Source organism: Bacillus sp. AFS012607 (genome assembly GCF_002558005.1).
Classification (GTDB): domain Bacteria; phylum Bacillota; class Bacilli; order Bacillales; family Bacillaceae_G; genus Bacillus_A; species Bacillus_A thuringiensis_S.
The window spans coordinates 210,742-230,610 of sequence record NZ_NTVM01000013.1 but is presented as its reverse complement, the minus strand read 5'-3'; the positions used below and the strand labels follow the sequence as shown (position 1 = coordinate 230,610).

Sequence of the window (19,869 nt, the reverse complement as noted above, 5' to 3'; positions counted from 1 at the left end):
CTATGGGAAATAATATGAAAGTATCGATGGGATGGATTATTCTTCTAATATTATTTGTTATGTTAAGTAAATACAATTTATATATTGGATTTTCATTGAAGGTATATATGATTTTTTTAGTCATATATTTTTGTTTAACAATTAAAGACTTTCATATTCAAAAGTTATATTTTCATGAAGTTGTATTTTTACTGTTTTATTTCATTTATTGTTTAAGTGGAATTCTTTCTATGTATTTAAATGCTAGTATTCGTATGATTTTTGGCGTGCTACTCGTTTTAGGATGCTATTTTATAATGAGGAATTTATTGGGGAATACTGAAATAGTGGTACTTGAATCATCTATTGCTTATGTAGGAGTAGTATTTAATGTTGTAAGTCTAATACTCTATATAATCGGTTTACAATACTTTGGTTTATACGGTGGAGAAGAGAGAGAAATTTTTGCTGGGTTATTAGTTGATAGAGGATATCCACGGTTAATTGGATTGCTAGATGATCCTAATATTTTCATTTTCTATAATACAATATTTTTTATGTACTATATGACGAATTTACAAAATATCACCAATATATTAGGGTTGATTTTATGTGTTACGACGAGTCTATTAACCTTTTCAAGGGGCGGTATATTAGCTCTTGTACTTGTCGTTTTTGTATATATATGTATGTCTAGTTTCGTTAAAAAAGTAAAAATAATTATGAGCTTAGTATTGTTTAGTTTAGTTATTTTTAGTTTATCGAATAGTGTAATGGGGGGCCAATTAGATGACATATTAAATAAACGAATCTCTGATTTTTCCCATGATAATGGAAGTGGTAGATTTACATTATGGGAAGCTGCTTTTAAATATTATTTATCCAATCCATATATCGGAATCGGTGCTTTTAACTTTTCGAATTATTATGAGTATCAATTTAATGAAAAATTATATGTACACAATACATTTTTAGAAATTTTGTCTGAATCGGGTACAATTGGTTTTCTTCTATATAGCGCGTTTTTATTCATATTAATGTTCAAGCTAGCGCAGCATACTTTATTTCGTGAAAAACCATACCTTCTATTGACTATGATTGCATTTTTATTTCAGATGATGTCATTGTCACTCATTATTAACGAAGCGTTCTTTTTATTTTTAGCAGTTGTTGTGAAGTATATTTCAATATATGAAGGAAGGAGAAAGATAGATGGTAAAATGTCTATCAGCACATAACGAGCCGCCTTATGTTTCTGTAATAACACCTTCTTATAATAGTATACGATTTATAGGTGAGACAATTTTATCTGTACAGAATCAATCGTATGAAAACTGGGAAATGATTATCGTTGATGACTGTTCAACCGACCAATCTGCCGCAAAAATTAAAGAGATAATAGAAGGAGACTCACGAATTAGGTTATTATCATTAAAAGAAAATGTCGGTGCTGCTAAAGCTCGGAATTTAGCGATTCAAGAGGCGAGAGGAAGGTACATTGCCTTTTTAGATAGTGATGATATATGGTTGCCGCATAAATTGAAGACACAATTATTATTTATGGAAGAAATGAATATTGCTTTTTCATATGCGTCGTATAGTTTAATTGATGAAAATGGTAATGAACTAAATCGCGAAGTGAGTGTACCAAAATCTGTTGACTATCATTATTTAGCAGGGAATACAATTATCGGGTGTTTAACAGTGATGATTGATCGTGAAAAAATTCCGTATGTCGAAATGCCTAGTATACAGCCGGAAGATACAGCGTTATGGCTGAACTTATTACATGAAGGGTATGAAGCAAAAGGGATACAGCAAGTATTAGCAAAATATAGAATTGTTACAAATTCTGTTTCTAGAAATAAAATTAGAGCAGCTTTCCGGTATTGGAAATTGTTAAGGGAACAAGAACGACTGAATTCGGTGCAAATTTTTTACTATTTTAGTAAGTATGCTTATCATGCTTATAAAAAAAATAAAATCAATGTAGTTGGGAAGACGCAATTATGAATATACTGTTGATGACAGATAAATTGATAACTGGCGGAGCCGAGAGCTATTTCTGTAAATTGGAAAGTAATTTGCATTATGAGGATTTTGAGATTTATACAGCTGCAGGTAATGGAGAACTATATGAATCTCTTACTAGAAAAGAAAATTTTATATTACTTAGTCGATGGAATCATTTGAGAAATATTTATTATTTACGAAACGAAATTTGTAAACGAAAGATAGAACTTATTCATGCAAATAGTTTGCGAATGGTATTATATGCTTTGCTACTTCAAAAGTTTATTAAAAAAAAGATAAAAATTGTTTATACGAAACATAATGTAACGATATTAGAAAAGAAAATGCCAACGCTTTTTCGTTATTTCATGAATAAATATGTGAACAATATTATTACAGTAAGTGAGTTTGAAAAGAATAATTTAATCTCAATTCATGTAGCAGAAGAAAAAATAAATACAATTTATAACGGTGTCGATATTGAAAAGTTTTTATTCCAGCAGAAAAAGAAAGAATCTACATATAAAATAGGGATATTAGCTAGATTATCCAAAGAGAAAAACCATCAACTATTTGTCAAAATTGCAAATGTGTTGAAAAAGAGACATGATTTTCTGTTTTATATTGCTGGTGATGGACCAGAGAAAGAATCGATTATGAAAGAAATAGAAAAATATGGATTGCGACAAAGTGTAAAGATGCTAGGAAATATTTCAGAACCGCATGAGTTTATAGGGAAAATGGATGCCTTACTTTTATTATCTTTTCGTGAAGTATTTCCAATGGTAGTAATTGAAGCGATGGCTACAGGGACACCAATTGTTTCAATAGATGTTGGCGGAATACATGAAGCGGTAATAGATGGAGAATCAGGTGTTTTGGTATCTGAATATTGCGAATTGGAATTCGCAAGTGCACTGGAGGAACTACAAGGGAATGAAGAAAAGGTAAATGCTATTAGACTCGAAGCACGAGAGAAAGCAGTGAGGTATTTCTCGTTAACTAAAATGATAGAAGAAACGAAAAATATATATGAATTAAACAAATGACCGGGTAGGTCGTTTGTTTTTTTTATTATAGAAACTTTTAAGAGAGAACTCACATATTATATGAAAAAGGTAATATGAGGAGTGAATTTATTTTGTCAGAATATATTTCTTCCCAAGAAGGTTGTGTGCCAGAAAGTAGCGTTCATATTAATTGTTTTGGCGCAGTTCCGAACTCAGGAAATGATAGTTCATTAGCAATTCAACAAGCTATTGATTATTGTGTAGCTAACCGAATTTCGACGGTAAGAATTACAGGAGTAAATACGTACAAAATTGTAAAGCCAATTGTTATTAAATCAAATGTAAGATTAGAGTTAGATCCTACCGTAACGCTGCAAATTGATGGGGATTTTAATGCATTTGAGCTACAAAGTAACGCTTCGGTAATTGGTGGTACTATTCAAGTTATAAATCCATTGTTTCAATCTGCTGTTATTTATGTTTCTGGTTCACAACAAATCGAAGTACCTAATCAATCGGTTATATCAAATATAAATATAGTAAATGCAACCCCATCGTATAAAGGAAAAGCTATACATTTTTATTGTCAAAAGGCATGGGATTTTATTAGTTTCTTTCAAGTTAAATTTATTCAAATTAAAAACTTTCAAACTGCAATACATTTGAAGACAGAATATATAAATGATATCAATACACCTTGCTGGATTAACGCCAATGTATTTCAATCTATATTTATTGATGGATGCGGGTATGGGATTGAAGTAGATGGAAATAGTGATTTGCCAAATGAAAGTTCAGGAAATACGTTTCATGATATTCAAGTGCAATGTAGACAACAAACGAAAAAAGTAATTCGTTGCTCAGGTGCGTATAATACATTTGATTGTATGATTTGGGATACGTACCGGATGAGTAGTGAACAAATTGTCATTGAATTTTCTTCTAATTCTCATCGTAACTACCTTTTTTCAAATCTGCTTTCGACAACTATTGTAGATAAAGGGCAATACAATGTTTGTAAGTCTACCTATGAAGAATCTCTTCGAATTCAGTTACCGATTACGTTAAATAAACCTCACTTAATAGGCAATCAAGATGATATATTAGTAAATGCTCAGCAAAAGTATATTGTTAAGCAAGTAAGTGGGAAAGTACCGTACGGTGGAAATCTCGCAAATTGCTTTAATTTAATAGATGAACAAAGTGTAAACTATATTGACGTTCCAGATAGTAATCCAGTTGTCATTGAACTGGATTTTACGAAAAAACCAATACAAATGTTAAATTGTTTTGGAATGTATTTTGGATGGGGAGAAAGCGCGAAAAAAATTAAAATTGAATATGCATTAAGCGCAACTGGAAATTGGGTTATCGCATCGGATGTTCCATTAAATGTAGGCGATACAATTATATCGAATATGAAGGCGAATCAACTATATAAAGTAAGAATTACATTAAGTGGTTATTCTCAAGATCATAAGCGTTTTCGAATTAATCGCATTTTTGCAAGGTCTTCTATGGAAAATGGGAATGCTTGGTTAGCTACAACTGGTGGAAGAATGTTTGGAGATATTGAAATAGAGGCAAGTAAAGGCATAATCATGAAGACAGCTAGTGGAGTGAAATGGAAAGTTACTATTAATGAAGCTGGCCAACTTATTACGACTAAAATAACTTGAGGTGATGCTTAATTGTATATCCTTGGACGAGTTATAACGTAGTGTGATAAAGGCAATGAAAAAGAGATTGTAATTTGGTTTCAACCAAACTACAATCTCTTTTTTAATTTAATTCCACCAAATCCAAGTCCAAAGGTAATTTCTTGCATTTTGGGGAGTAATCCGTATGAAGCGTTCACCGTCAAAGAAGCAATTTAAATTTGGAAGTGTTTCGTCTGGATTTTCTGGAACAAAGGTGACGATGTTTTCGTTGCTTGTAACGGTTACTGTAATTGGTGGATCGGTAGGCGAGACTTGAAGTTGTAACGAAATATTGGCCGTATTTTTAAATTGATTATTAATAGGTGGACTTATTACTTGTACGGTGAATAACACGATAATTGTTTCAGTTGGCTCTAAATTAGTGGCAACTAGGAAACCGATATTTGGGTTCGCTAGTGGAGAGCGTTCACCGTTAATAAAGACAGTGCCGTTTATAAATTGTAAACCTGCTGGAATGGTATCTTGTAAAGAAATATTTGAGAGTGAAATTTCGGAAGTATTTGTAATACGCACCGTGTAATCAAAGTATTGGTTTAAATAAGCGGAGCTGACGGAAGCGTTTTTCGTGACTGTTGCAGTTACAAATTGAACTGGTATACGAACAATATTTGAATTAACAATGAAAGTAATAATTGGATCCTGTGGTGTCAATTGAAAAGCAGCGGTAACTGTTGCAGAATTTATAATTGTACTGTTTGAAGGAATAGAAGTTACGAGAACTTGAAATGTTATAGTTGCTACTGTATCTGCAGATAAAGAACCAATATTAATACCAGTGTCTGGACGAACATTTTGAACCGAAGTACCGTTAATTGTTACGCTATTTTCTATAAATGTTGTACCAGCTGGAATGCTGTCTATAACAGAAGTACTGATTGTCGGAATGGGGGAGTGATTAAATACCGCTAATGTGAATGTAATGATATCTCCTATAACGACAATAGATTTGTCAGTTGTTTTTTCAATGCGAACCATCGGATCAATGACTGTCGTTGTAACGGTATTTGTTTGTTTTGTAATTGTAATAGGTGGTTTTGTTGGATCAATGATAACGGTATAGGAAACAGAAGCATCATTATTAATTGTAGATTGAAGAGTAGAAGAAGATATTGTCACTTGGAACGTAATAATAACAGATTCATTAGGAGCAAGATTTCCTAACGTAATACCATTTTCAGGATTTTCATTAGGCTGATTGATTCCGTTAATCGTAACACTATCAGCAACAAAAGTCGTATCTATTGGTACGGTGTCTATGGCAAGAAGGTCTTCAATCGTTACATTACCGCTATTCGTAATCGTAATTGTATACGTTAAAGTTTGACCAGGTAAGGCATTCGTTACATCAACAGATTTTATGGCAATGACATTATCATTTTGGACAGTAGTTGTGACGGTATTTGTTGTAGTCGTATTTGTAACGGGTACGTTATTTGGGTTGACTATATAGTTAAAAGTAGTAATTGCGTTGTTGTTTAGTTCATTTGGTGTTGGAATAGAAGTCACAGTTACTTGGAATGAAACGATAGCATCTCCACCAACAATTATAGTGCCAATTGGTATGCCGCTTACTGGATTCACTCCTGGAAGAGCTTCTCCGTTTACAATGACGCTATTTTCTATAAACGTAGTACCTTGAGGAATAATATCTTGAACGTTTACATCATTTGTTGCAACATTACCGGTTTGATTTAGTGTAATCGTATACGTTAACGTATCACCAACCGTTGCAAATGCAAGGTCAACAGCCTTATTACTATTCAAATTCGCGTGATTAATTTCTGTTGCGGCAGCTGATGAAATAATAGTTTCGGTAATAGGTGGTCGATCTGGTACCGTGTATTCATATTCAATTGTACTCGTGTTAGAGATTGGATTTGTTTGTGGAATCGAAGTAACCCGTACTTGGAATAGAATAGTTGCTGTCGTATTAGGCGGAATGTTATCAATTTGTATACCGTTAAGAGGGTTGTCATTTGGCCGAGCATTGCCGTTCACGATAACACTATTCTCTATAAAGCTCGTATTTGCTGGGATGATATCTGTAACAATAATGTTTTCGACTTGTATATTTCCGTTATTTATGATGGAAATTGTATAAGGGATGATAGTTTGTAAGTCAGCATATTGGATAGGCGTTGTTTTTGTCGCAATTACATTAGCAGAAATAACTTCAGTGAAGGTAATATTGCTAGTCGATATTTGTTCTTCCGCGTTTATTGTATAACGAGAAGTTGATTGATTTTGAACATGGCCGCTAGCAGGAAGAGCTACGACGGTAACAGAAAATGTGACTGGGATAGAAGTGTTAGGAGTAATCGTTCCTACAAGTATACCTGCACTTGGATTGGCGTTAAGCTGAGGAATGTTATTTACTAAAACGCTACCGTCAATAAAAGTTGTTCCATCAGGTATATTGTCTGTAAATACAACAGCAGTGGCATCCGTATTCCCTGTATTCGTTAAAGTTGTTGTATAAGTTAAAATGTCACCAATTGTTACAGAGGTCAAATCAACAGTTTTAAGTGAAACGATATCAGCATCATTAATTTGAACGAAAGTAGTATTGGAAGTAGTAGATTTTTGAATTGGTGCAAAGTCAGGATTGAAAATAAAGTCGTAGACGATGTTTGCAGTATTAGGTGCTGGATTTACAACAGGTAAATTCGTAACGGAAACTTGGAATGTTATTGTAGCTATTTGACCTGCTGCGACATTAGGAATGGAAAAGCCGATATTCGGATCTGCTGCAGGAAGTACAGTATTGTTAACTATTACACTTCCTGGAATAAATACTGTTCCATCCGCTATAGTATCTGTAAAAAAGATGGAGTTAGTTGTAGTCGATCCGTTATTTTGAATGAATACTGTATATTCAATGGTTTCATCAATGTTAGCTAATACAGTATTAGCGGATTTTGTAGCAATAAGAATAGCATCAATAAATTGTATATTTGTACTATTGGAAGATGTCGTTTCTGAAATTGGTGGTGCGCTTGGGTCTGGTTCATACTCATAGTGAATGACTGCGATATTATTAATGTTATTTTGTGGCGGTATAGAGACTACGCTTACTTGAAAAGTAACAATAATTGTATTATTTGGAAGGATAATATCAAGGTTGATACCGGTAATTGGATTTTCATTAGGTCTCGGTATGCCATCTACAAGAATGCTATTTAGAACGAATGTGGTCCCAGCTGCAATTGCGTCAATTAGGAGAGTATTTGTAATAGGTACTGTACCGGCGTTTGTAACTGCGACTGTATATGTGATGATTTGACCAATGCGTGTAATGGATCTATTGGCGGATTTACTGGCACTAACATTTGCCGTCCGCACTTCAGTATTTACTGCATTTGATAACGATCTACGCTGAATAATTGGAGAACTAGGGTCAATTTGGTATTCGTACGAAGTGTCTGAAATATTAATGACTGTATTGCCCTCTGGTATATTTGTAAGTTGTACTTGGAATGAAATAGTGACTGTTTCATTTGGTTGTATCGTGCCGAGAGTTACTCCGTTTTCAGGATTAGCGCCAGGCTGAATTACATTATTTATTGCTAAGCTATCTTCAATGAATATAGTACCTTCTGGAATGTTATCAATGAAAACGGTATTGTTAGCTGGAACGCTTCCTATATTTTGAAGTGTATTTGTGTAGGTAATAATTTGCCCGATTGATACGAAAGTTACATCCGCACTTTTAACAGAAATAATATTTGCATTTTGAAGTGATGTTGTAACGATATTAGAATTTGCAGAACGATTTACTGGTGGGGCTGCAGGAATACTTACATATTGGTAAGTTGCTGAAGATTGATTTACAATTTCGGTTTCAGTAGGTGGATTATTTGTTTGCACTTGAAATAGTATCGTTTTGGAACTGTTTGCTGGAATTGTTCCAATCGGTATTCCGTTTTCTGGATTTACACCTGGCTGAAGGATACCGTTAATTGTGACACTATCGGGAACGAATGTAGTCCCAGCTGGAATAGAATCTGTGAAATTAATATTTATTGCGTCAACATTGCCGATATTTTTTACTTCAGAAATATAAAGTATAGTTCCGCCAATATCAACAGTTGTTGGATTGGATGTTTTTGTAATTGTCAATTGTGCTTGCACGAAATTTGTAATGACGATATTACTAGTAGATGTTTCAGTAATAGGCGGTTGCCCTGGGTCTGGCTGAATTGTATAAGTTGTGTTGGATTGATTTGTAATTGATTCTTGCGAGAATGAATCGTTAATAAGAATTTGGAACGAAATAAGGTGCGTAGCGTTTGCAGCTAGGTTAGGCAAAGTAACACCTACATTAGGATTGGCATCAAGTATAGCTGTTCCGTTAAGTGTAAAACTATTTTCTACAAAGGTAGTCCCTTGAGGGATAGTGTCTGAAAATGTGAGATTCGTAGTTGGGATATTTCCTGTATTTTCTAATGTTATTGTATAAGTCAAAATATCACCTGTTGTTGCTTGTTGTGCATTGACTGCTTTTAAAGAAAGGATAGTCGCATCCGAAATTTGTGTGAAAGCTGGATTCGAAGTAATTGTTCGAGAGATGATAGGAGCAGTTGGATCGGCGATAAAAGTATAGTCAATACGGGCTGTATTAGAAATTGGGTTCACGCTTGGAATAGATTGAACGATAACCTGGAATGTTACAGTGACGATTTCTGACGGTGCGATGGGGTTTAATGGTATTCCTACGTTAGGGTCGGCACCTGGAACGGAAACACTATTAATAGTTACGCTATTCGGAATAAATGCAGTTCCTTCTGGGACCAAATCTGTTAAAGTAACTGTATTTGCAGTAGTATTTCCGTTGTTTTGAACGACTACTGTGTAAGTGATTGTACCGTCAGTAGATTGTACGAGAGAATCTGTACTTTTAATTGCGGATAACGATGCATCAACAACAGCTGTATTAACCGTATTAGACGAGGATGTTGCTGTAACAGGAGGTTGACTTGGATCGACAATATACGTGTAACTTGTAAGTGCTTGATTTATAATCGCTCCTTGCGGTGGAATAGAACTTGCAAGAAATTGGAACGTAATAGTAGCGGAATCACCTGGTGCGATAATACCAACTGGAATACCAAGAGTTGGACTTGCATCTGGAAGTGAAATCCCGTTGAGCGTAACACTATTTGGAACAAATAATGCTCCTTCAGGAACTCCGTTAATGAGTAATACAGAGTTTGCAGGGAAGTTTCCAGTATTCGTTAATGTTGCTGTATACGTAATTACATCTCCGATAGATACGATTGTTCGATTTGCTTGTAAAACAGTTGTAACAGTCGCGTTATTAATTTGTGTTGAAGCGCTATTAGAATTTATCGTACTTGTAACAGGAGGAGAGGCTGGATCAACGATGAATGCGTATTGAATAGATGCTACGTTTGTAATCGGATTTGAAGGTGGGGTTGATGTAACAATGACTTGGAAAGTAACGGTTAAGGAACTACCCGCGTTAACTGTTCCGATATTAACTCCGTTATTTGGATTTGCGCCTGGAAGGCTACTTCCATTTACAGTAAAACTATTTTCAACAAAGGTTGTTCCTGCTGGAACCATGTCTGAGAAATTTACATTCGTAGCGTTTGTATTGCCATTATTTTGAATCAAAACTGTATAAGTGATTGTATCTCCAATATTTGCAAAGGCTGTATTAGTAGTTTTTACAGCTGAAAGTATTGCTGAATTAATAGAGGTAACGAAGACGTTCGTTTCCACATTGCCAGGTTGAGCCTGTAATGCATTGCCTACGTTATATTGGAAGTTAACAAATCCTAAGTTTTGGAGTTCAGGTGTGAGCGTTGTTGGGTTGCTTACAATTTGAACTTGGAATACGATTGTTACGATTTGATTTGGAGTTATTGTATTTATGCCAACGCCGTCAATGATAGAAGCGGATGTTAATGGAGTTCCATCAACAACAACTGATCCTGCAACAAATTGTGTCCACGATGGTATAGGGTCTGAGAATACAACATTGTTAGCTGGGATATTTCCTGTATTCGTAATAGTTGTTGTATACGTAATCGTATCACCAATCGTTGCAAATGCTTTATCTCCTATTTTAATCGTATTTAAAATAGCACTTTCAATTTGTGTTGAAACGCTATTAGAAGTAATGTTTTTTGAAACCGGAGGATTAGCTGGATTAACGATATATTGAAAGCTAACGCTAGCTTGATTAGTAATTGGATTTATAGGCGGAATTTCATTGGCATTAATATGGAATGCTACGATGACAGATTCGTTTGGCGCAATATCACCAATTGGAACGCCTGTAATGATATTTGCATTTGGGATGCTAGTTCCGTTCAGTGTAAAACTATTCGGTTCAAAGGAAGTTCCGTCTGGAATAAGGTCGGTAAAAATAACATTCGTCGCACTAACATTTCCGCTATTTGTAATTGTAACGGTGTAGGTAATATCCTGCCCGATATCTACCGTAGATACATTTGAATTTTTTTGTGCAGTAAGGGTAGCGCTATTAATTTGTGTTGTCGTTGTATTAGATTGATTGGAAGTTGTAATAGGTGGCTGGCTAGGATCAACGACATAATGATATGTGATAGAAGCAGAGTTAGAAATGGGATTAAGTGTTGGAAGTGTAATAACAGTTGCTTGGAATGTAACGATTGCCGCATTACCACCATTAATGGAACCAATATTTACACCAGTAGATAAATCAGCGTTTGGAATGGTTTGCCCATTAACTGTGAAACTATTTGGAACGAAACTTAAATTACTATCAAGAATGTCAATAATAGTTACATCAGTTGCAGTCACATTCCCGGTATTAGGGAGGTTAAGTGTAAATGTTATTGTATTACCAACATCCGCGAAAGTAAGATCTGCTGTTTTTGTGCTAATAATAGTTGCGTTGTTTATTTGAAGGAGTGTAGTGTTGGAAGTAGCTGTACTCGATACTGGCGGATTACCTGGATCAACAGTAAACTCATACGTCGTTGATGCTGTATTTGGTGCTGGGTTACTAGGAGGAATACTGTTCACTGTCACTTGAAAGACGATACTATATATTTCATTTGGTGGAAGTGTTGCAAGTAATACACCTGTATTTGGATTCGCGTTAGGTTGTAAAACGCCATTGACAGTTAATGTGTTAGGAACAAATGTGAGTCCACTTGGTAATACATCTGTGAAAACAATGTTAGTTGCATCGGTATTTCCTACATTGGTAATAGAAGTAGTATAAAAAGCAGTTTGCCCGATATCTGCAAAGGATACACTTTCATTTTTCGTCATGGATAATATGGCTTCTTTAATTTGCGTTGAAACAGGATTGCTAATTGAAGTTTCTGCATCAGGTGGTGAGACTAATTGGTACGATGTTGATGAGAAATTTACAATGGGGTTTTCCGTTGGTAATGACGTTACAGTAACTTGGAACGAAACGGTTACTGTAGTCCCGGCTGTTATAGTCCCAATATTCACACCATTCGATGGATCCGCACCACTTTGAGGAACCCCATTAATAGAGAATGTGTTTGCAATAAAAGTAGTTCCGCTCGGCATTGTATCTGTAAATATAACATTTTGTGCGGATGAGTTTCCATTGTTTGTTAAAGCGACAGTATAAGTGAGTGTGTCTCCAATACGACTAAAGGATTTATCGACTTGTTTTAATGAAAGAATGGTAGCTGTATTAATCGTAGTGAACACTGTGTTTGAAGTAACATTTCTTGAAACAATAGGGGCATTTGGATCAGCGATAAATGTGTAAGAAGCACTAGCGGAATTGGCAATAGGATTTTGAACAGGTGTAGAAGTAGCGGTAACTTGAAATGCTATAGATATTGAGCTGTTAGGAGCAATTGCTCCAATCGTTATACCTGTATTAGGATTAAGACCAATTTGCGTGATGCCATCTATTGTAACGCTATCAGTAATAAACGTTGTACCATCTGGTATAAGGTCGGTGAAAGTAATATTCGTTGCATTTGTATTACCATTATTCGTTAAAATTGTCGTATAGGTAATGGTATCACCTAGCGTTACAATTGTTTGATCAACTGATTTAATCATCATTATCATAGCATCTAATACAGGGTTTGTAACAATGTTTGTTGAAGTAGAAGTAGTAGCAGGAGTTCCGTTTGGATCAACAGTATAAGAATATAAAATTGTATCGTTACCCATAATTGAGCTTGAAGGGGGAACAGAAATCACATTTACTTGGAAAGTAACAGTTACTGTTTCACCAGGAGCGATATTTGGTATATTTACTCCGAGTGCTGGCTGTGCACCAAGCTGCTGGATGCCATTTGTAGTGACCGAATCTGGTACAAAAGTAGTACTAGGAGGAATCGCACTTGTAAAAGTTATATTTGTAGCTGGTGTATTTCCTGTATTCGTAATAGTCGTTGTATACGTAAGTGTATCCCCGACGGAAATAATAGATTTATCAACACTTTTTGTTGTAGTTAATACTGCGCTATTAATGGTCGTTGAAACTGTATTAGATACAGCTGTTTGTAATGCAGAAGGTTGGCTAGGATCAATCACATGTTCAAATTGTATGGAACTAAAATTAGAGATAGGATTTATACTTGGAATGTTTGTAACAAGTACGTTGAGAGAAATAACGGCCGTTCCATTTGGGTTTATATTTCCAATCTGTATCCCGCTAGCTGGATTTCCGATTTGCTGTGTACCAGAATCGTTTGTAAGAGTGCCAGATATGAATGTCGTTCCGTCAGGTAAAATATCTGTGAAAATTATATTTTGTGAAGTGACATTTCCAGGGTTACTTAATGTAATTGTATAAGAAATTGTATCGCCAATCGTTGCGAAAGTTTTATCTACAGATTTGATTGCCACAATTTCTCCGGAATTTATTTGTGTCGCAACGGGATTGGATGTCGTACTTCTTGAAACGAGTGGTAAATTAGGTCCTGTAATAAATTGATAGTCAATGGAGGCACTATTTACAACCGGTGAGTTTGGTCCACCAGGTCCAATTGTGAAAATTGGATTTGGAATACTAACTACTTGAACGCGGAAGGTGACGTTTGTAAAATCTCCTGCAATAATATCCCCAATTGGTATTCCATTCGCTGGATTTACCCCAGGCAATAAAACTCCGCCGACTCGAACGCTATCTTCTATAAATATTGTGTTATTTGGAATAGGATCTGTAAAAATGATATTCGTAGCAGTTGTGTTCCCTACATTTTCTAATAAAACTGTATACGTTAAAAATGAATTTCCAGGTGCTACGTCAGAAAATAGTCGATCCACACTTTTCGTTGCTTGAATAATTGCTTCATTAATTTGAACTAAAGTTGGATTACTTGTAGCTGTTTCTGTCACCGGTGGCTGGGTAGGGTCAACAATGATCAAGTATGTCGTACTGGATTGGTTCAAAGTTGGATTTGTAGCTGGTATTGAGCCAACGATAGCTTGAAAGCTAATTGTTGTCGTTCCTCCAACTGGAATTGAGTCTAAAGAGATTCCGCTATCTGGTCTAAATCCAAGTTGTGGGATGGTATTAATTTGTACGCTATCAGGAACGAATGAAAGTTCAGTTGGTAATATATCGATAAAAACAGGTGTGTTTGCGGTAGTATTTCCGCTATTAGTGAGAGTAGTTGTATACGTAATTGTATCGCCAACAGCGGCAAATGCACTGCTCGCAGTTTTCGTTGCGATAACGGAAGCTGAATTTACTTGCGTAAAAGTTGTATTGGATTGAACTGTTCGTGAAACAGGCGGTTCATTTATATCAACAATAAAGCTATATTGAAGCGATGATTTGTTCGGAATTGGATTAGGGTTTGGAAGCGTTGTGATGTTTACTTGGAAACTGAGTGTAACCGATGCATTTGAATTTAAGTTACCAATATTGATACCGTTTTGTGGATTTGCATTCGGGACGGTTACACCATTTATCTTAAAGCTATTTGGGACAAGGGTAGTACCGTTTGGAATTGTATCTGTAAAAACAATGTTGTTCGCAGTAGTATTTCCTGTGTTTGTAACAGATGAAGTGAATGTAATTGTATCACCAATCGTAGCGAAAGTTGTACTAGCACTTTTATTTATTACTAAAGTAGCGTCAATAATCGGTGTAACTGTTGTGTTTGTAACGGTACTACCAATAGCTGGCGTTTCAGCTGGATTCACTGCATATTCGTAGTTTACAAGAGCATTATTCGTTAAAGTTCCACTAGGTGGAATAGCCAGAATTTTCACTTGGAATGTAATGAAAGTAGTGTTTCCTGGTGAAATATCGTCTAAATGAATCCCTAATGAAGGATCTAATCCAGGTTGGGAAACGTTATTTATTGTAACGGAATTTGGGATGAAGGATGCACCAGGTCCAAGCCCATCTGTTAAAACTGTAGCACTAGCAGGGATATTTCCTGTGTTCGTAACTGCAATTGTATAAGTAACGATATCTCCAATTGTAGCATTCGGTGTGTTCACTGATTTTGTAGCGATAATCGTGGCATTATTGATTTGAGTTGTTATTACGTTACTCAGCGCATTAGCGGATGCTGGAGGTAAGTTAGGATCTATGACATACTGATACGTTGTATTACTTTGGTTCGGGATTGGATTCGGGTTCGGGATAGAATTTACTTGTACTTGGAACGAGATGATCGTATTTGTATTCGGATCTATTGGATCGATTGCAATTCCGCTAGCTGGATTGACATTAGGCAGTGCATTCCCGTTTACAGTAACACTATTAGGAATGAACGATGTCCCGTTTGGGATTACATCTGTAAATATTACATTTGATGCAAGTGTATTCCCGTTATTCGTTAAAGTAGTCGTGTACGTAATAATATCATTTACGTTAGCAAACTGTTTATCTGCCGATTTAGTAGCGGCAATTGAGGCGTTATTAATAGTTGTCTGTACAGTGTTAGAAGCAACCATCTGCATCACAGCGGGTTTGGATGGATCATACGTATATTGGAATGTTGTGCCTGATTGATTTGTAATCGGATTTACAGCAGGGATAGTTGGTACAAAAACTTGGAATGCAACGGTGCGTGATGAATTTGCTCCTATCGTACCAATCGAAATGCCGTTAGCAGGATTTGCATTAGCTATAGGGACATTATTAATCGTTACAGTATTAGGAATGAAGAGGGTACCCGCTGGAATGATATCTGTAAACGTTACATTAGCAGCAGGGATATTCCCGTTATTTGTTAAAATAGTCGCATATAATATGATATCACCGACATCAGCAAAGTTTGTGCTTGTTAGCTTTGTAGCAATGATATTAGCAGTATTAATTTGTGTAGTTACTATATTGCTAGCAGCGTTTCTAACAAGAGCGGGTAAATTTGGATCAACGATAAAGCTATATTGAAGTGAAGCGCTGTTTTGAATTGGATTTGGTGAAGGTAGCCCATTTGCACTTATTTGAAAAACAATCGTTGTAAAACCACCCGAAGGAATGGAGCCGACTTGAAGACCGGTACTGGGATCTGCACCTAGTTGTAAAGCACCACCTATAAAAATACTATTTGGTACGATAGTGGTGCCATTAGGGATTATATCAGTAACAATAACATTATTTGCTGTAGTATTGCCAAGATTAGCTAAAGAAATTGTATATGTGATTGGTTGCCCTACATCGGCGATAGTTAAATCTACTTCTTTGACAATAACTACATTAGCTAAATTAATTTGTGTACTTACAGTGTTACTTACAGATATTTCTATAGTTGGTGGATCTCCCGGATTTAGAATAAAACTATACTGTGTACTAGATGAATTTATCGTTGGGTTTTGTGTTGGTAAAGAGGTGACGGTTACTTGATAAGAGACGGTAAGTGAGCCGTTAGCAGGAATGGAAGGTAGTGGAACACCTATATTTGGATCTGCGTTATTTTGGAGTACACCATTAATAAGAAAAGTGTTTGGAATAAAGGTAGTACCGTCTGGATTTGTATCTACGAAAGTAGGACTATCAGCAGAAACACTTCCTGCATTCGTCAAAGTAACAGTATAAGTTAATATATCCCCTACGGTAGCGAACGCTTGATCCACTGTTTTTGCTGAAATGACATTTGCATCGTTTACTTGAGTAAACGTAGTGGTTGAAGTAGTGTTTTTATTTACAGGTGAAGCGTTTGGATCAACGATAAAGTTGTAGGAGACGAAAGCGCTATTTGAAATAGGGTTTGGATTTGGAATGCTAGTTATTACTACTTGGAATGAAGCTGTAATTGTAGTATTAGCATTGATGCTACCAATATTGATGCTAGCTGGTGTTATGCCCGGCTGAGTAACACCGTTAACTATAACACTGTTCGGTACAAAGGAAGTGCCATTCGCGATGGAATCGGATAGTAATACGTTGTTTGCTGCAACATTTCCATCGTTAGTAAGAGCAAAGGTGTAAGTTAATACATCGCCAACTTCCGCAAACGTCTTATCTACAGATTTATTAGCATGGAGATTTGCTAGTCTAATTGTAGATGTAACAGAATTAGAATTTGCTGTTTTTGAAGTTGGTGGCAGACTTGGATTTACAGTGTAAATGTAAGAGGCAAAAGCGTTATTAAGGATAGGATTTTGTGAAGTAATATTAATAACTGTTACTTGGAAAGAGAGGATAAAAGTAGCTCCAGCAGGAATTGTGCCAATAGGTAAAGCAACGAGAGAATCTACATTTTGCAAAACGCCGTTGAGCGTTACCGAACCTAATGTTAATATCGTTCCATTTGGAAGTGGATCTGTTAGTTGTACGTTATTAGCGGCTGTATTTCCACTGTTTGTAATAAGAATTGTATAACCTATCGTTTCACCAATTGTGGCAAATTGTTTGTTAGTTAATTTTGTTAATGTTACATTCGCATTGTTAATTTGAGTGGAAACGAGATTAGAAGAAATGTTTTTTGTAACGGGTGATTGGATAGGATTGACGGTATATTGATAAGAAGCATTTGATCCATTAGATACGACATTTGACGCGGGTATTGTGTTTATTACTACTTGAAATGTAACATTTTTTGTTGTGCCGCTTGGGATGGATCCAATGTTCACGCCGTTAGCGGGATTTGCGCCCACTTGTGTAGTGCCATCTATTGTTAAACTGTTTAAAACAAAAGTTGTTCCAGTAGGAATGACATCTGTAAAAATAATATTGTTCGCATTTGTATTACCTGTACCTGTAAAAGAAACGGTGTACGTTAGTGTATCACCAATATCTGCAAAATTTTTATCTACTGCTTTTACCATTGTTACAGTAGCGTTATTCACTTGAGTAGATACGATATTTGTCGTATCAGTCCCACTTACTGCAGGTTGATTTGGTATAGGAATATATTGATATGTTGTTGTTCCACTATTTAATATTGGATTTGTTTGAGGGATAGAAGGAACGAGCACTTGGAATGAAATAGTAGTAGTGGAATTTGCGGCAATCGAACCAATTGATATACCATTAGCGGGATTCGCTCCAGCTTGAGTAACTCCGTTAACAGTTACACTTCCTGGAATGAAAGTAGTTCCGCTAGGGATTGGATCCGTATATATAACGTTCGTTGCAGCGATATTTCCTATATTAGCTAAGGCAATACTGTAAGTTAATGTTTCACCAATATCGGTAAAAATTTTGTTGACTGATTTTGTTCCATTAATATCTGCCAGGTTAATTTGTGTCCCAGCAGAATTGCTTGTTGCAAGACCGTTAAAGGTTGTTCCTCCGGCGATAGGTGTATATTGAAATGTAATATTAGCGGTATTAGAGATAGGGTTTTGACTTGGAAGAGAAACGACAGTAGCTTGGAAAGTTACTGTACGAGAAGCACCATTATTGATTGTTCCAAGAGATATACCAGCGGCGGGATTTGCGTTTGTTTGCGGGACATTATCTACTGTTACAGTGCCAGGTATAAAGGAAGTCCCGTTAGGGAGAATGTCTGTAAAGGTAACATTATTCGCCGGAAGAAGTCCGGTGTTAGGGATCGTAACTGTATAAGTGAGAATATCTCCAATTGCAGCAACACTTTTATTCACGCTTTTCGTTGCTTGTATAGTAGGTGAATTTATGTTGATTTGTAAACCGACTGTATTTAACATATACGCATCTCCGTTAGTTGTTAAACGGATTGCGGCGGACACTTGTGAGTTTGTTAAATAAGGAGAAATATCAATAGAAGTAATATCCCAGCCCTGTCTCCCAGCGGAGATGTTTGTGCCTGTAGAAGCACTTTGATTTCGCGTTCCAAATGTCCCAGTTGTATCTAAGTTTCCAGCAGCATTATTAATTTGAGAACCGAAGAAGTTATTTACAGCATTATTTGGCCCAGATAAAGCATTTAATGAACTGAAATTTGGTCCAAATAATGCTTGATCCCCGGTTAAATCTGCATCTCCTTCAGTGGAGCTTAAGAATAATCTCCCGCTTACAGGTCCTCCTGCGGGTGTTAAAAATCCTGAAACAGCTACATCTGCACTACCAGTATCAGCAGAAACACGGTTACCAGCTACGTAAATGGTTAAGTTTCTTGCAGGCAATGTTCCGTTTTGATAAGCGACAATGAGTGTCCATCCAGCCGAGTTAATAGATCCATTTGAAGCATCTAAAGGATCAACAAGTCCAGGGACAGCTCCTGTAGTATAGGAACCAGAACCTCCCGCTTGAATAAGAGTTGTTACGTCTGCTGAACGAGTATAAAAGCCAAATGTAATAGAGTTTGAAACGAATGTTTGATTTGAAGCTGTAACAGCTGAAGGAGTAATTGAGTATGTTGAAACGGGTGTCGTAAATGAAACGGGATTTCCTAGAACACTTGTAATATTTTGATCGCGAGTTAAATAATTTCCTCCCCATATGAGTTCTGCGTAAAGAATAGTACTGCCAGCAGGGATATTTAAAATAGCGGTAGAACTATTTTGTGTATAGTTTAATGTTGTACCAGCAGGAAAAGTAGGAACTTGTAAAGCTGTATTCGTAGTTACGAACGCACCAATGGCCCCGATTGTACCAGCACGGTTTTGATTACTAATTTTACTTAAGCCTAAAGTATTACCTGTAATAGCGAGTGCGCCGTTAGTGGTGGTAGAAAATCGATTCGTAATGGGCATGTTGTCACCTCATTTACAATATAGTCTTGGTCAAAATAACATATGTG

At 36.0% G+C, this 19,869-nt stretch carries 5 protein-coding genes; 4 read left to right on the top strand and 1 reads right to left on the bottom strand.

Annotated elements, in window-relative coordinates:
- Positions 1 to 2 precede the first annotated feature (2 nt).
- The 4 genes from CN409_RS17810 (at position 3) to CN409_RS17795 (ending at position 4,681) form a co-directional block, all read left to right on the top strand.
- Positions 3 to 1,217: an O-antigen ligase family protein gene (locus CN409_RS17810; protein WP_000527867.1), complete on the top strand. Its 1,215-nt coding sequence runs from the start codon at positions 3 to 5 to the stop codon at positions 1,215 to 1,217.
- Positions 1,192 to 1,992, top strand: coding sequence for a glycosyltransferase family 2 protein (locus tag CN409_RS17805; RefSeq protein WP_000237677.1), 801 nt, complete (start codon positions 1,192 to 1,194; stop codon positions 1,990 to 1,992). Before CN409_RS17810 ends, CN409_RS17805 begins: the two co-directional genes overlap by 26 nt.
- Positions 1,989 to 3,041 carry a glycosyltransferase family 4 protein gene (locus CN409_RS17800; protein ID WP_001023692.1) on the top strand — a complete coding sequence of 351 codons (1,053 nt, stop codon included), beginning with the start codon at positions 1,989 to 1,991 and terminating at the stop codon, positions 3,039 to 3,041. The genes CN409_RS17805 and CN409_RS17800 overlap by 4 nt, the downstream gene beginning before the upstream one ends.
- Before the next feature lie 92 nt (positions 3,042 to 3,133).
- Positions 3,134 to 4,681, top strand: a complete 1,548-nt coding sequence (locus CN409_RS17795; protein ID WP_000006070.1) for a glycoside hydrolase family protein — start codon at positions 3,134 to 3,136, stop codon at positions 4,679 to 4,681.
- A gap of 108 nt (positions 4,682 to 4,789) precedes the next feature.
- On the opposite strand, the gene CN409_RS17790 is transcribed toward CN409_RS17795, so the two are convergent.
- Entirely contained in the window at positions 4,790 to 19,822 is a 15,033-nt protein-coding gene (locus CN409_RS17790) for a DUF7507 domain-containing protein (protein ID WP_097981832.1), read from the bottom strand.
- Positions 19,823 to 19,869: the final 47 nt, after the last annotated feature.